At 60.2% G+C, this 13,477-nt stretch carries 13 protein-coding genes; 3 read left to right on the top strand and 10 right to left on the bottom strand.

What is annotated here, in order from left to right; translation table 11 throughout:
- Nucleotides 1-147 precede the first annotated feature (147 nt).
- The gene (locus tag ACKZ62_RS11590) at nt 148-819 is read left to right on the top strand and encodes a Bax inhibitor-1/YccA family protein (RefSeq protein ID WP_003174664.1); all 672 of its coding nucleotides are present in this window, start codon (nt 148-150) and stop codon (nt 817-819) included.
- A gap of 77 nt (nt 820-896) precedes the next feature.
- Here ACKZ62_RS11590 and murB read toward each other — a convergent pair whose 3' ends face one another.
- The 8 genes from murB to ACKZ62_RS11550 all read right to left on the bottom strand — a co-directional run bounded on the left by murB (nt 897) and on the right by ACKZ62_RS11550 (nt 7,754).
- Nucleotides 897-1,916: a UDP-N-acetylmuramate dehydrogenase gene (gene murB, locus ACKZ62_RS11585; RefSeq protein ID WP_447096694.1), complete on the bottom strand. Its 1,020-nt coding sequence runs from the start codon at nt 1,914-1,916 to the stop codon at nt 897-899.
- Nucleotides 1,913-2,377, bottom strand: coding sequence for a low molecular weight protein-tyrosine-phosphatase (locus ACKZ62_RS11580; RefSeq protein WP_095184458.1), 465 nt, complete (start codon nt 2,375-2,377; stop codon nt 1,913-1,915). The genes murB and ACKZ62_RS11580 overlap by 4 nt, the downstream gene beginning before the upstream one ends.
- The gene (gene kdsB / locus ACKZ62_RS11575) at nt 2,377-3,141 is read right to left on the bottom strand and encodes a 3-deoxy-manno-octulosonate cytidylyltransferase (protein WP_032889641.1); all 765 of its coding nucleotides are present in this window, start codon (nt 3,139-3,141) and stop codon (nt 2,377-2,379) included. The genes ACKZ62_RS11580 and kdsB overlap by 1 nt, the downstream gene beginning before the upstream one ends.
- Nucleotides 3,138-3,323, bottom strand: a complete 186-nt coding sequence (locus tag ACKZ62_RS11570) for a Trm112 family protein (protein WP_003174668.1) — start codon at nt 3,321-3,323, stop codon at nt 3,138-3,140. Before ACKZ62_RS11570 ends, kdsB begins: the two co-directional genes overlap by 4 nt.
- Before the next feature lie 24 nt (nt 3,324-3,347).
- Entirely contained in the window at nt 3,348-4,358 is a 1,011-nt protein-coding gene (lpxK, locus tag ACKZ62_RS11565) for a tetraacyldisaccharide 4'-kinase (RefSeq protein ID WP_447096693.1), read from the bottom strand.
- Nucleotides 4,358-4,786: a flagellar polar localization protein PocB gene (locus ACKZ62_RS11560; protein ID WP_095184456.1), complete on the bottom strand. Its 429-nt coding sequence runs from the start codon at nt 4,784-4,786 to the stop codon at nt 4,358-4,360. Before ACKZ62_RS11560 ends, lpxK begins: the two co-directional genes overlap by 1 nt.
- Nucleotides 4,783-5,418 carry a flagellar polar localization protein PocA gene (locus ACKZ62_RS11555; protein ID WP_032890033.1) on the bottom strand — a complete coding sequence of 212 codons (636 nt, stop codon included), beginning with the start codon at nt 5,416-5,418 and terminating at the stop codon, nt 4,783-4,785. Before ACKZ62_RS11555 ends, ACKZ62_RS11560 begins: the two co-directional genes overlap by 4 nt.
- Nucleotides 5,419-5,528: 110 nt before the next feature.
- Nucleotides 5,529-7,754: a DNA internalization-related competence protein ComEC/Rec2 gene (locus ACKZ62_RS11550; RefSeq protein ID WP_447096692.1), complete on the bottom strand. Its 2,226-nt coding sequence runs from the start codon at nt 7,752-7,754 to the stop codon at nt 5,529-5,531.
- Between the two features lie 135 nt (nt 7,755-7,889).
- Between ACKZ62_RS11550 and ACKZ62_RS11545 the strand changes: the two genes are divergently transcribed.
- Nucleotides 7,890-8,405, top strand: a complete 516-nt coding sequence (locus tag ACKZ62_RS11545) for a DUF2062 domain-containing protein (RefSeq protein ID WP_032889645.1) — start codon at nt 7,890-7,892, stop codon at nt 8,403-8,405.
- Between the two features lie 3 nt (nt 8,406-8,408).
- On the opposite strand, the gene ACKZ62_RS11540 is transcribed toward ACKZ62_RS11545, so the two are convergent.
- On the bottom strand, nt 8,409-9,776 hold the full coding sequence (locus ACKZ62_RS11540) for a sensor histidine kinase (protein ID WP_447096691.1): 1,368 nt from the start codon (nt 9,774-9,776) through the stop codon (nt 8,409-8,411).
- Nucleotides 9,766-10,494, bottom strand: coding sequence for a response regulator transcription factor (locus ACKZ62_RS11535; RefSeq protein ID WP_401379824.1), 729 nt, complete (start codon nt 10,492-10,494; stop codon nt 9,766-9,768). Before ACKZ62_RS11535 ends, ACKZ62_RS11540 begins: the two co-directional genes overlap by 11 nt.
- 203 nt (nt 10,495-10,697) lie before the next feature.
- Here ACKZ62_RS11535 and ACKZ62_RS11530 point away from each other — a divergent pair, with 203 nt between their 5' ends.
- The gene (locus tag ACKZ62_RS11530; protein WP_447096690.1) at nt 10,698-13,451 is read left to right on the top strand and encodes a response regulator; all 2,754 of its coding nucleotides are present in this window, start codon (nt 10,698-10,700) and stop codon (nt 13,449-13,451) included.
- Nucleotides 13,452-13,477 lie beyond the last annotated feature (26 nt).

Here is a 13,477-nt window from a genome sequence, read left to right as displayed (position 1 = left end):
CGTCACAGGATTATAGTAGGTCATCCTGTCTCAGCGGGCGCCATAATACCCGAATGAAACACACTGTCAAACTCTCGCCATCGCTTGTTACAGAGCGTCTGTTATGATCTTTGCGACTGAACGTTTCAAAATCGAAGGAGTGTCGCCATGCGCGAACAGAATTACGCAGTGAATGGTAACGCGCAGGCTGAGCAGCTTGAAGTCAGCCGCGTGTTGCGCAACACCTATGGCCTGCTCGCCCTTACCCTCGCATTCAGCGGCGTGATGGCGTTTGTAGCGCAGCAGATGCGCGTCGGCTATCCGAATATCTTTGTCGTGCTGATTGGCTTCTATGGTCTGTTTTTCCTGACCAACAAGCTGCGTGACTCGGCCTGGGGCCTGGTGTCGGCGTTTGCCTTGACCGGTTTCATGGGCTTCATCCTCGGCCCTATCCTCAACCGTTACCTCGGCATGGCTGGCGGAGCGGAAGTGGTCAGCTCGGCGTTTGCCATGACGGCCCTGGTGTTTGGCGGTCTGTCGGCCTACGTGCTGATCACCCGCAAGGACATGAGCTTCTTGGGCGGCTTTATCACCGCAGGCTTCTTCGTGTTGCTGGCAGCGGTGGTTGCAGGCATGTTCTTCCAGATCAGTGGCCTACAACTGGCGATCAGCGCGGGGTTTGTGCTGTTCTCCTCGGTCTGCATCCTGTTCCAGACCAGCGCCATCATCCACGGCGGTGAGCGCAACTACATCATGGCCACTGTTAGCCTGTATGTGTCGATCTACAACCTGTTTATCAGCCTGTTGCAGATCTTCGGCATCATGAGCCGCGATGACTGATTGTTAGCCGAATAAAAAATGCCCCGTATCGAAAGATACGGGGCATTTTTATTTTTTTACTTATCAGGAGGAAGGCATCAGTACTGGTTGGGTTCCATTTCCAGTTCGACCTTGAAACGCTCAACGATATCCTTTTGGATACGCTGGGCCAGGTGCGCAATATCATGCCCTGTGGCGTTGCCATAGTTGACAAGCACCAGCGCCTGCAGCTTGTGCACGCCCGCGTCACCCTCACGAAAGCCCTTCCAGCCGGCCTTGTCGATCAGCCAACCGGCGGCAAGCTTCATGTGCCTATCCCCCTGGGGGTAGGCCACCAGGTCCGGATACTGCGCTCGAAGTTCTTCAGCCAATGCCCTGGTCACCAGCGGATTCTTGAAGAAGCTGCCGGCATTGCCCAGTACTGCCGGATCTGGCAATTTTTCGCTGCGAATGCTGCAAATCGCGCGACTGACATCGCTTGGCGTCGCGTCAGTGATGCCCTGCCCTGCCAGGCGCTGTTGTACCGGACCATAGTCGAGTTTGAGGTGGCTGACGCGGCTCAGGGCAAAGCGTACCCGCAGGATCAACCAGCGTCCGGTTTCGTGCTTGAACAGACTGTCACGGTAGGCAAAGTTGCATTCTTGCAGGCTGAAGTCCCGTAGCTCACCGGTGTGACGATCCAGTGCGGTCAGGCCGGCAAATACATCCTTGATCTCCACACTGTAGGCGCCAATGTTCTGCATGGGGGCAGCCCCAACGGTCCCAGGGATAAGACTGAGATTCTCCAGACCGCAAAAGCCCTCCGCCAATGTCCAAAGTACAAATGGGTGCCACGCCTCGCCCGCTTCGGCTTCAACCACCACATGCACGCCGTCATCGTGCAGCACGCGAATGCCCTGGGTGGCCATACGTAGCACCAACGCAGGTATGTCCTGGGTCAGCAGCAGATTGCTGCCACCGCCAATCACCAATAAGGGCAACGCTTGTGCCGAAGCGTAAGCCAATGCCTCTCGCACATCGGCGTCGCTGCGGGCCTCGGCATAAAGCCGGGCGCGCACGTCGATGCCAAAACTGTTGAATGGCTTGAGCGAAACCTGCGCATGCACTTGCAAGGTCATAACCGCCCCTTCAATTCGATCACCAATAAATCACAGGCCCGCTCGATCAGGTCCAGCACCCGCTCGAAGCCTTGCTCGCCCTCGTAATAAGGGTCTGGCACGTCGTCCACTTCCGAATGGTAGCGGCGCAGAAACAAATCCAGTTCGGCCTTACCCTGCCCTGACTGTAGCGCCTTGAGGTTACGCAGGTTGCTGCTATCCATCGCCAGGATCAGGTCGTAACGCGCAAAGTCAGCACGGGAGACCTGCTGGGCACGCTGGGCCGACAAATCGTAACCGCGGACCAACGCTGCACGCTGGCTGCGCTGGTCCGGCGGGTTACCGACATGCCAGTCGCCGGTGCCAGCAGAAGCTACCTCGACCTGTCCGGCCAGCCCGGCTTCGCGCAATTTATGGCGCAGGACGCCTTCAGCGGTGGGCGAGCGACAGATATTGCCCAGGCAGACAAACAGAACCTCCATCAGGCCCCCAGCAGGCGACGGACGCGCTCAAGGTCTTCCGGGGTATCGACACCGGCAGGCGGCGCTTCCAACGCATCGCCTACGTGAATACGCACGCCGTGCCACAGGGCCCGCAGTTGTTCCAGGGATTCGGTATTTTCCAACCAGCACGGCCCCCAACTGACGAAGTCATGCAGGAAACCTGCGCGGTAGGCATAGATGCCGATATGCCGGCGGTACGGTACGCCCTCCGGCAACACGTCTCGGTTCTTGGCAAAGGCGTCACGCGCCCAGGGCAAGGTGGAACGGCTGAAGGTCAACGCCAGGCCATTCACATCACTGACCACCTTCACCACGTTCGGGTTGAACAGGGTTTCAATGTCGTGAATCGGCTCGGCAAGAGTGGCCATGCGCGCTTCACCATGGGCAGCCAGGTTGGCGGCCACCTGGTCGATCACGCTCGGCGGAATCAACGGTTCGTCGCCTTGTACATTGACCACGATGGCGTCAGGCGCCAGACCAAGCTGCGTGGCCACTTCGGCCAGGCGGTCGGTGCCGGAGTTATGGTCTTCGCGGGTTAATACCGCTTCGGCGCCGAAGCCTTTGCACGCGTCAATAATGCGTGGATCGTCGGTCGCTACAACCACCCGATCAGCGCTGCTTTTACAGGCCTGTTCCCACACCAGCTGGATCATCGGCTTGCTGCCGATCAATTGCAGCGGCTTGCCTGGCAGGCGGGTCGATGCGTAACGCGAGGGAATGACAACGGTAAAGGCGGTGGTCATTTATCCAGGCGCTCATCGGTGGTCAGGGTGCGGGCTTCGCTTTCCAGCATCACCGGGATGCCATCACGGATCGGATATGCCAGGCCCGCGCCTTTACTGATCAGCTCGGTTTTGTCGGCGCTGAGCTTGAGCGGGCCTTTGCAGATCGGGCAAGCAAGGATATCGAGCAGTTTGGTGTCCATGAATGTTTCCTGGAAAGAAGTGTTTTAAGGCAAGAGACGGGCGGGCAACAAGCGCGCCAGCTGCGTGTCGAACCACGCGACGAACGCCGGTGACGGCACCGCATCCACCGCAAGGTACCACCAGTCGGGCCGGGCAAAGGCGCGGCACTTCACCGCGTCCTTCTCGGTCATTACCAGCGGCAATGACGGCGTAAAATTCAAGACTTCGGCACTGTAGGGCGCATGGTCGGCAAACGCATGGGGTATCGGTTGCCAGTGTAGCGTTTCAAGGGTGTTGAAGAAACGTTGCGGGTTGCCGATACCGGCGACCGCGTGCACCCGTTGACCTGCTTGAAAATACTCCACCGACTGGCGTTCGCCGGTATACAGGTTGACGAGTGCCGTAGGCTGCAGGCGGAAGGCAAAGCCATCGTCGCGATCTGATACTGCGCCGTTATAGAGCAGCGCATCTACACTCTGCAGGCGCTCGACCGGCTCGCGCAACGGCCCGGCCGGGAGGCAATGACGATTACCAAGGCCACGGGCGGCGTCGATCAACACCAGTTCCAGGTCACGGGCCAGGCGATAGTGTTGCAGACCATCATCGGAAAGAATCAGGTCCAGCGGCTCGCAGGCCAACAGTGCCTTGACCGCACGGCTGCGATCGGGATCGATCATCATGGGCACGCCGCAACGCTGCACGATCAACAAAGGTTCGTCACCCGCCACTTCGGCGCTTTGGCTGGCCTCGACGCGCCATGGCAGTTGCGCAGGCTTGGCGCCGTACCCTCGACTGACCACACCTACACGCAAGCCTTTGCGCCGACAGTGTTCGATCAACCACAGGATCAACGGCGTCTTGCCGGTGCCGCCTACGGTGATGTTACCGACCACCACCACTGGCACGGGCGATTGATAAATGTCGCCCTCGCCCGCCACGAACCGCGCGCGTTTGCGCTGCACTACGCGGCGATACAAAGACTCCAGCGGCCGCAATAACGCGAGCGCCGGATGCCCCTCGTACCAGGCCTTGAGCAAACGATCGGACATGGACATCAAGGTTGGCTCGCCGCCTCGACAGTGCTCATGCGCAGATGGCTGAAACCGAGCTTGCCGGCGGCGTCCATCGCGGTGATAACGGCCTGGTGCTGGGTCTTGCCATCGGCACTGATGGACAACGGCATCTTGGTGTCTCCTCCGGATTCTTTCTCCAGGGCGACCATCAGGCTGGCGAGATCGTTTTTCTCCAGTAACTGGTTATTCACCGAGAACGCGCCGTCGGCGCTGATGGCGATGTCCAGTTGCTTGATTTCCTGGTCTTCCGCCGGCGAACCACTCACCGCTTCCGGCAAGTCGACACGCAGTTCGGTCTGCCGGGTGAAGGTGGTGGTGACGACAAAAAACAGCAGCAGGATAAATACCACGTCGATCAGCGACGCGAGGTTGATATCGACATTTTCCCGTTGCTTGCGGCGAAATTTCACGCTTTGCCCCCAACCAGGTCCACATCACGGTCGCCTTGCACCACTTCCACCAACTTGATGGCCTCCTGCTCCATGCCGACCACCAGCTCATCGATGCGCCGCTGCAGGAAACGATGGAAGAACACCGCAGGAATACCGACCATCAAGCCTGCTGCCGTGGTAATCAGGGCCTTGGAAATCCCCCCGGCGAGCACCGCCGCGTTGGTGGTCATGCCCGACCCCATGAATGAGCTGAAAATATCGATCATGCCCAATACCGTTCCCAGCAGACCGAGCAACGGTGCCATGGCAGCGATGGTGCCGAGAGCATTAATGTAGCGCTCCAGTTCATGAATAACCCGGGCGGCGGCCTCTTCAATGCACTCTTTCATGATCTCGCGGCCATGCTTCGAGTTAGCCAAGCCCGCGGCGAGGATTTCGCCCAAAGGCGAATCAGCGCGCAATGCCTTGAGTTTTTCCTTGTCCAGTTGCTTGTTCTTGATCCAGCCCCAGACCTGCCCCAATAGATGCTCGGGCGTGACTCGACTGGCGCGCAGGGTCCACAAGCGTTCGGCAACGATGCCGAGTGCGGCGATGGAGCTCAAGATAATCGGCAACATCATCCAGCCGCCGGATTTGACCAATTCCCACACAGTGAATGTCCCCTCGAAAAAGTGCGCCACTTTACCATACAGGTTCGGCAACGGGGTTCGTCAGGCATGGCTTCGCCTGTCGTAGGCTCCAGCCTTATAGTAACGTCGAATTACGGTAACGCTTCGCGCCAAAAACGGCGTTGACTACGCGCAACAATGGGTGGCAGGAAAGCCCCCAATTGCAAGCGCACCGCTCCATGCTCAGCACTGTCATATAACTGGCTGCCCAGCGTCTGGTAGCGCTCAACCACCTGTGGATGAGGATGGCCGAACGCATTGCCACGCCCACGGGAGATCAGCACTGACGTGGGTGCCAGCCGCCGTAGAAAAGGCCAGGATGACGAACTCCGGCTGCCATGGTGAGGGGCTTGCAGCCAATCGGTCCGCACGGCCAGTGGTGAGTCGAGAAATGCCCGTTCGGCGGCGCGATCAATATCCCCGGTGAGCAATAGCCGTTCACCATTGGCTTGGACCTGCAGAACGCAAGACTTTGGATTGCCATTAATAGCCTCAGACCACTGCCACAACTCGAATGACACACCGTCCCATTCCCACTGCTCGCCACTGATACATGGCTGGGCTCCGAGAAACGCTGGCAACCCTTCGGTTTCACCGCCCACGACCCGCTTGATCGGCACCCCTCGGGCAACAGCCGCTGCCCCACCGGCATGATCGGCATCAGCGTGACTGAGCAACATCATGTCCAGTGACTCGACGCCGAGTTTTTTCAGCGACGGCAATACCACACGAGCCCCCAGATCAACTGTGCCAGACCGCAGGCCGGCGTCGTAAAGCAACGTGTGATGCCGGGTACGCAGAATCAAGGACTGCCCCTGCCCCACATCCAACTGCACCACCTCCACCCGCCCATGGGGCACCGGCTCACGCGGTGGAAAGACTGCCAACAGCAACATCGGCCAGCCCAACAGCCGAAACGGCACGCCTTTGGGCAGCAACAACAGCACTGCGCCCATCAGACTGATCAGCCAGTAACCCAAGGGCACATCGGCAGGTATCCACGCGGGCGCTTGCCCCGCGAGCCATGCCAGACCCAGGAACAACGCATCCAGCGCCCCACCCGCCAGCCACAGCAAGCCCTCCCCCAAATATGGCAGCGGCAGCATGGCGGTCCCCAGCAACGCCAGCGGCAACACCACAAGACTGATCCAAGGCACGGCCACCAGATTGGCCAGCGGCGCACTGACGCTGATGGGCAACCCGAGCACCAACAACACAGGAAGCAGGCCAATGGCAATCAACCATTGAGGACGCGTCCAGGCCTGCCAGACACCCCACGGCCCCAGGCGCCCGCCGAAAGCCAGGATCAATACGGCAACAGCCGTAAAAGAAAGCCAAAACCCCGGTTGCAGGCTGGCCAATGGTTCAAGGATCAGTACACCATTGAGCGCCAGCAACAACGGCCACCAGAACCCCAGATGACGGAAGCGCAAACGCCACAGCAGCACCAGGCCCACCATGACGCAGGCCCGCTGGACCGGCACACCGAACCCCGCCAACAGGCCATAACCCAGCGCGGACGCAAACGCCAAGCCACACGCCCACGGCAGCCATGGCCACATTCGAGGCCAGAAACCGTAGCGTGCCAGTAACGCGACCAACCCGTAGACCAGCCCCGCCAGCAAGCCGATATGCTGGCCGGAAATAACCAGCAGGTGCACCGTGCCGGTGTCCTGCAACACCTGCCAATCCTCGGCTGCCAGCCCGGAACCGTCCCCCAGCACCAAAGCTGCCAGGCCCGCCTCGCGACCTTGAGCGTCGACGGCAATCAACCGTTGGCGGACCGTGTCGCGCAAGGCATGGCGGGCCGGCGACAGGCGCTCACCATCTTTTACCGAGCCGGTGGCGCCAATGCGTTGTGCCAGCAACCATGCCTCTTGATCAAAACCGTGAAAATTGAGCAGCCCGGACGGCCGCTTAAGCGTGACTGCCAGGCGCCAGCGCTCCCCGCTGCGTACCTCGGGCCCACCGTGCCAGGACACACGAATGCGCTTGGGCAACCGGGCGTTACGCGACCGGCTGTCGGCCAGATCGAAACGCACCCCGGTGCCGGTCTGTTGTGGCAACCCAATGACGCGCCCCTCCAACCATCGCGTCTGACCATCGAGCGCCGGTGGCAGGCGATCATCCAGCGCCCATTGCGCACTGATGCACGCCCAGCTCAAGCCCAGCAGGAAAAACGCCAAGGGAGACGTACGAAATGGCAGCAGCATCAAAACCAGCACCAGCATGGCTATCAGCCATCCAGTGGTCGGTAACTCAGGTAGGAAACGCAGGGCAAGCAAGCCCAGCGCCAGCGCGAACATCCCTGTCTTCATGAATCATCCTTTTCAAGTGATCCACTCAGTCTTAGCTGGGTGCTCGGTACGTCCTATGATGTTTTGTCACAAAGTCTGAATTTTCTGTTTATAGAATGCGGGCATACTTGCCCCTCGAACTGACCTGGACCCCTTATGCCACGGCGCTTATTCAAACGGTACATGCCCGACCCCACCAGTATCAGGGAACACAAGTCATTACAGTTTCTTGGCACGCTGCTGCATGACCCGAACCTCTGGCATCTGAATCGGCACTCAGTGGCGCGCGCCATGGCGGTGGGTCTGTTCGCAGCATTTATCCCCATTCCGTTGCAGATGCTATTGGCTGCGGTGCTGGCAATTACCGTGCGCGGCAATATGCCCATCGCCGTCAGCCTGGTTTGGCTGACAAACCCGATCACGATGCCAGTGGTATTTGTTTGTACTTACATGACCGGCGCCTGGTTGATGAACGTGCCCCCGCGCAGCCTGCCCGATGACTTGACCTGGGAATGGATCAGCGGCCAGTTGAGTACGCTGTGGCAACCCTTCTTGCTCGGCTCAGTGGTGTTGGGGCTGGTGCTGGGCGCATTGGCCTATTGCCTGACGATGGGCTATTGGCGCTGGTGGGTCGCGCGCCAATGGAAGAAGCGCAAGCTGCGCCGGGGCTGAGCCCTAGCGCGCCGGTAACCGCAGGTGTACACGCAAGCCCTGACCGGTGTTTTGCGCCCAAAGGCTGCCGTCCTGACGCTGAACGGCATTGCGCGCGATGCTCAGGCCCAGGCCGAAACCACCATCACCGGGCCGTGAGCCGTCCAAGCGCGTGAACGGCGCAAAAATCCGCTCCAGATCACGCTCATCAATCCCCCCGCCCTGATCCTCCAACCACAGGTGCCAGTACTCCCCATCGCGTCGCCCATCCAGACACACAACCCCGTTCTCCGGAGAGTGGCGTATGGCGTTGCGCAGGATATTTTCCAAGGCCTGGGCCAGGGCGTTTAGATTACCGCGCACCCAACAGTCAGCGCCCAGCAGGCACGGCAGTCGCGATGCGGACCAATCGCTTTCAAAGCAGGCATTCTCCCGCAGCATGTCCCACAACGCCTGTACCTGAAGATCCTCCTTGGGCAGTGGCGCCCGCTCGGTGTCCAGCCAGGCCAGCTGCAAGCTGTCTTCCACCAGCCGCTGCATAGCGTCAATCTCTCGGCCCAAACGCTCACGCAACTGAGCAAGATCCTGCTCGCTGTCGCAGGCCACGCGCAAGCGGCTCAACGGAGTGCGCAGTTCATGGGACATGTCCCGCAGCAGTTGTTGTTGCAATACAACAGTGCCCTGCAAACGCTCAGACATGTGGTCAAACGCACGGCCCAACTCGCCCAATTCGTCCTGTCGACTGGTGGCGTCAAGGGGCATCCGCGTGTTCAATTGATCGGCACGCCAGGCATTGGCCTGCTCGCGCAGTTGATTGAGAGGCATGATCAGCAGCCGGTACAGGCCGACGCACAGCAACAAGGTAAACAGGCCTGGAATCACACCATTGGTCACCACGCGCCAGACCACTTGATAACGCCCCGGCATAAAACGCTGTGGCAATTCAATGACCAGCGAACCGGCACCCGGATCTACCGCAAACGGGATCTTGAGCCACGGCAAGCCCTTGACGTGGCGGCTCACCGGCCAATCCAGGCCCCGCAAGAACGTCAGGCGCTGGCTTTCCGTAGCGGTCAGTGGGTAGCTGCTCAACGACTGCAAGTCGTTGCCTATTACGCCGATCCACGTGCTTTCCCGTTTGCCCATCGCCTGCAGCCACGCATCAACACCGGCATGGCCGCCACGGTTCCAGGCCTGCTCGGCGCTCACCGCATAACCACTCAGCGTGACCCTCGCCTCGTCGGACAAATACGCGTTCTTTTGCTCCATGTACCGGCCCCAGGACCAACTAAGCCAGATCATCAGCAAACAGAAGGCAATCAACAGGCAGGCGAGCTTCCAAAATAATGAATGTTTGCCCGGCAGCCGTTTCAGCGCCCTTTCAAAGCCCATCGTCGTGACCACTGAGCACATAGCCCTTGCCCCACACCGTGCGCACTTCGCGCTCGCTGTAGCCGATCGCCTTGAGCTTGCGACGGATCTGGCTGATGTGCATGTCGAGGCTGCGGTCATGGGGCGCATAGCCGCGCTGCAACACATGTTGGTAAAGGAATGCTTTGCTGAGGACTTCTTCAGTGTTTCGGTGCAGGGTTTCCAACAGGCGGTATTCGCTGCGGGTCAGGCCTGCCCAGTGTTCCTGATGAAACACATCGCACAGCTCATCGTCGAAACGCAGTGTGCGAGCATCCCCACGCACCGGCGCAAGCGTCGGCAGCGGGCGTCGATCCAGGGCCACCCGGCGCAGGATGGCTTCGATGCGCACGCGCAACTCGACCATGCTGAACGGCTTAGGCAAGTAGTCATCGGCGCCCAGGCGAAAACCGCTGACGCGATCGGCCTCGGCACCCAATGCCGACATCAGGATTACCGGGATCGAATGACTCTGGCGTAGATGAGTCAAGATCGACAAACCATCCAGCCCCGGCAGCAGGATATCCATCAACACCAGGTCGAACGCCTGTTCGCGCGCCATCGCCAGCCCTTGCTGGCCGTTCTGGCACCAGGTGACCTGGAAGCCAAAGCGCCCCAGATGCTCGTGGACATAGGCGCCCAGCACGGGATCATCTTCGATGGTCAGGATATTGGGTAGGCCAACTGCTGCGGGATTCATTAGCGTCTGCAAGTCATTCTCAATCGCTGATTATTCAAGATTACCCTGGCGCAGGCAATCGCTACGGGGCCAAACGAGCCGAAGATTGCCCTCTCTCAACAATTTGCGAGATTCCAGGCCGTGCAAATGGCTACACTGCGCAGGTGGCGCGGGCCGGATGCCGGCGCGGAAGATTGATTTCAGTGTGGTAGCAGGAGAGTGGCGTGCTTAGAAGAATGGGGATAAAAGGCCGCGTACTGTTGCTGAGCTTATTACCGACCAGCCTGATGGCCTTATTGTTGGGGGGCTACTTCACCTGGATGCAACTCTCGGAGTTGCAGACCCAATTGCTGCAGCGCGGCGAAATGATCACCGAGCAATTGGCGCCTCTGGTGGCTCCTGCTTTAAGCAGCAAGAACACTGACCTGCTGGAGCGCATCGCCACTCAATCCCTGGAACAACTGGACGTGCGCACCGTGTCGTTCCTTGCGCCGGACCGTACGCCCCTCGCCCACGCTGGCCCGACCATGCTCAACCAGCCGCCGGCCGGCAACAGCTCTCACCTGCTGCAACGCACCGACAATGACGCCACGCGCTATCTGCTGCCGGTGTTTGGCCGCCATCGCAACCTTGCCGGCGACTTGATCCCCGACGAAGCCGACCGCCTCTTGGGCTGGGTCGAAGTAGAACTGTCCCACAACGGTATGTTGCTGCGCGGCTATCGCAGTCTGTTCGCCAGCCTGCTGTTGATCGCCATTGGCCTGACCTGCACAGCAGCCCTGGCGCTGCGCATCAGCCGCACGATCAACGAGCCGATTGGCCTGATCAAGCAAGCAGTGGCCCAGCTCAAGGACGGCAACCTGGAAACCCGCTTGCCTCCTTTGGGCAGCCAGGAACTGGACCAACTCGCCTCAGGCGTCAACCGCATGGCCGAAACTCTTCAAAACGCTCAGGAAGAGTTGCAGCACAGCATCGACCAGGCCACCGAAGACGTGCGCCAGAATCTGGAAACCATCGAAATCCAGAACATCGAGCTGGACCTGGCTCGCAAAGAAGCGCTGGAGGCCAGCCGTATCAAGTCCGAGTTCCTGGCCAATATGAGCCATGAAATCCGCACACCGCTCAACGGTATCCTGGGCTTTACCCACCTGCTGCAAAAAAGCGAGCTCACACCGCGCCAGTTGGATTACCTAGGCACTATCGAAAAATCCGCCGACAACCTGTTGGGCATCATCAACGAGATCCTCGACTTCTCGAAGATTGAGGCCGGCAAGCTGGTGCTCGACAGCATCCCGTTCAACCTGCGGGATTTGCTGCAAGACACCCTCACCATCCTCGCCCCCGCTGCCCATGCCAAGCAGTTGGAGCTCGTCAGCCTGGTGTACCGCGACACGCCGCTAGCACTGGTGGGCGACCCTCTGCGGCTCAAGCAGATCCTGACCAACCTGATCAGCAACGCCATCAAGTTCACCCGCGAGGGCACTATCGTGGCCCGGGCGATGATCGAGGAGGAACAGGAAGACAGCGTGCAACTGCGCATCAGCGTGCAGGACACCGGCATCGGCCTGTCCAGCCAGGATGTGCGGGCTTTATTCCAGGCGTTCAGCCAAGCCGATAACTCTCTGTCGCGCCAGCCGGGCGGCACCGGGCTTGGCCTGGTGATTTCCAAGCGCCTGATCGAGCAAATGGGCGGTGAAATCGGCGTCGACAGTACGCCGGGCGAAGGCTCGGAATTCTGGATCAGCCTGAACCTGCCCAAAACCCGCGACGATATCGAAGACCTGCCCTGCGCGCCGCTGCTGGGCCATCGCGTGGCAGTACTGGAAAACCACGAACTGGCGCGCCAGGCCTTACAACATCAACTGGAAGACTGCGGCCTGGAAGTCACGCCGTTCAATAGCCTGGAAAACCTGACCAACGGCATCACCAGCGCCCATCAGACCGAGCAAGCCATCGACTTGGCGGTGCTCGGCGTCACCGCCAACGACATCCCGCCCGAACGCCTCAACCAGCATCTTTGGGACCTGGAACGCCTGGGTTGCAAAGTGCTGGTGCTGTGCCCAACCACGGAACAGATGCTGTTCAACCAGTCGGTGCCCAACCCCAACAGCCAGTTGCAGGCCAAGCCGGCATGCACCCGCAAGCTTCGCCGCGCCCTCTCCGACCTGATCAGCCCGCGCCCGTCGCGCAGCGAACCGGGCGAGCCGCTGTCCAGCCGCGCGCCGCGTGTGCTGTGTGTCGACGACAACCCGGCAAACCTGCTCTTAGTGCAAACGTTGCTGGAGGACATGGGCGCCCAGGTACGTGCGGTAGAAAGCGGTTACGCCGCAGTCGACGCGGTAAAACAGGACACCTTCGACCTGGTGCTGATGGACGTACAAATGCCTGGCATGGATGGGCGCCAGAGCACCGAGGCGATCCGCCAGTGGGAAAGTGAGCGCCATGGCACACCCTTGCCAGTGGTCGCCCTTACCGCTCACGCCATGGCTAACGAAAAACGCGCCTTGCTGCAAAGCGGCATGGACGATTACCTGACCAAACCCATCAGCGAAAGGCAACTGGCCCAAGTGGTGTTGAAGTGGACCGGCCTGGCCTTGCGCAACCAAGTGCCTGAGCGTGTCACTGAAGGTCTTGGCCCAGGGGTGCAGTTGCCGGTTCTGGACCATGAGGAAGGCCTACGCCTGGCCGCGGGTAAAACCGATCTGGCGGCTGACATGCTTGCCATGCTGCTGGCCTCCCTGGAAGCCGACCGCCAAGCCATTCACATCGCCCGCGACGCCAAGGACAACCTGGCGCTGATCGAACGCGTCCACCGCTTGCACGGCGCCACCCGCTACTGTGGCGTACCGCAACTGCGCGCCGCCTGCCAGCGCGCCGAAACCCTGCTCAAGCAGGACGATGCCAAGGCGATGACCGCGCTGGACGAACTGGACATGGCCATCGCGCGACTGGCCAGCGAAGCACGGGTCAGTGTCTGACCCTATTTCATGGCGCTGACCCACTG

The sequence above is a fragment of the Pseudomonas sivasensis genome, assembly GCF_052938085.1.
Note: the sequence above shows the minus strand (reverse complement) of the source record. Positions and strands in the feature narration are given on the sequence as shown.

Excerpts from the sequence above, each read along its gene's own strand:
- ACKZ62_RS11590 (WP_003174664.1), top strand. The coding sequence starts at position 148 with ATGCGCGAACAGAATTACGCAGTGAATGGTAACGCGCAGGCTGAGCAG.
- murB (WP_447096694.1), bottom strand. The coding sequence starts at position 1,916 with ATGACCTTGCAAGTGCATGCGCAGGTTTCGCTCAAGCCATTCAACAGT.
- ACKZ62_RS11580 (WP_095184458.1), bottom strand. The coding sequence starts at position 2,377 with ATGGAGGTTCTGTTTGTCTGCCTGGGCAATATCTGTCGCTCGCCCACC.
- kdsB (WP_032889641.1), bottom strand. The coding sequence starts at position 3,141 with ATGACCACCGCCTTTACCGTTGTCATTCCCTCGCGTTACGCATCGACC.
- ACKZ62_RS11570 (WP_003174668.1), bottom strand. The coding sequence starts at position 3,323 with ATGGACACCAAACTGCTCGATATCCTTGCTTGCCCGATCTGCAAAGGC.
- lpxK (WP_447096693.1), bottom strand. The coding sequence starts at position 4,358 with ATGTCCATGTCCGATCGTTTGCTCAAGGCCTGGTACGAGGGGCATCCG.
- ACKZ62_RS11550 (WP_447096692.1), bottom strand. The coding sequence starts at position 7,754 with ATGAAGACAGGGATGTTCGCGCTGGCGCTGGGCTTGCTTGCCCTGCGT.
- ACKZ62_RS11545 (WP_032889645.1), top strand. The coding sequence starts at position 7,890 with ATGCCACGGCGCTTATTCAAACGGTACATGCCCGACCCCACCAGTATC.
- ACKZ62_RS11540 (WP_447096691.1), bottom strand. The coding sequence starts at position 9,776 with ATGGGCTTTGAAAGGGCGCTGAAACGGCTGCCGGGCAAACATTCATTA.
- ACKZ62_RS11535 (WP_401379824.1), bottom strand. The coding sequence starts at position 10,494 with ATGAATCCCGCAGCAGTTGGCCTACCCAATATCCTGACCATCGAAGAT.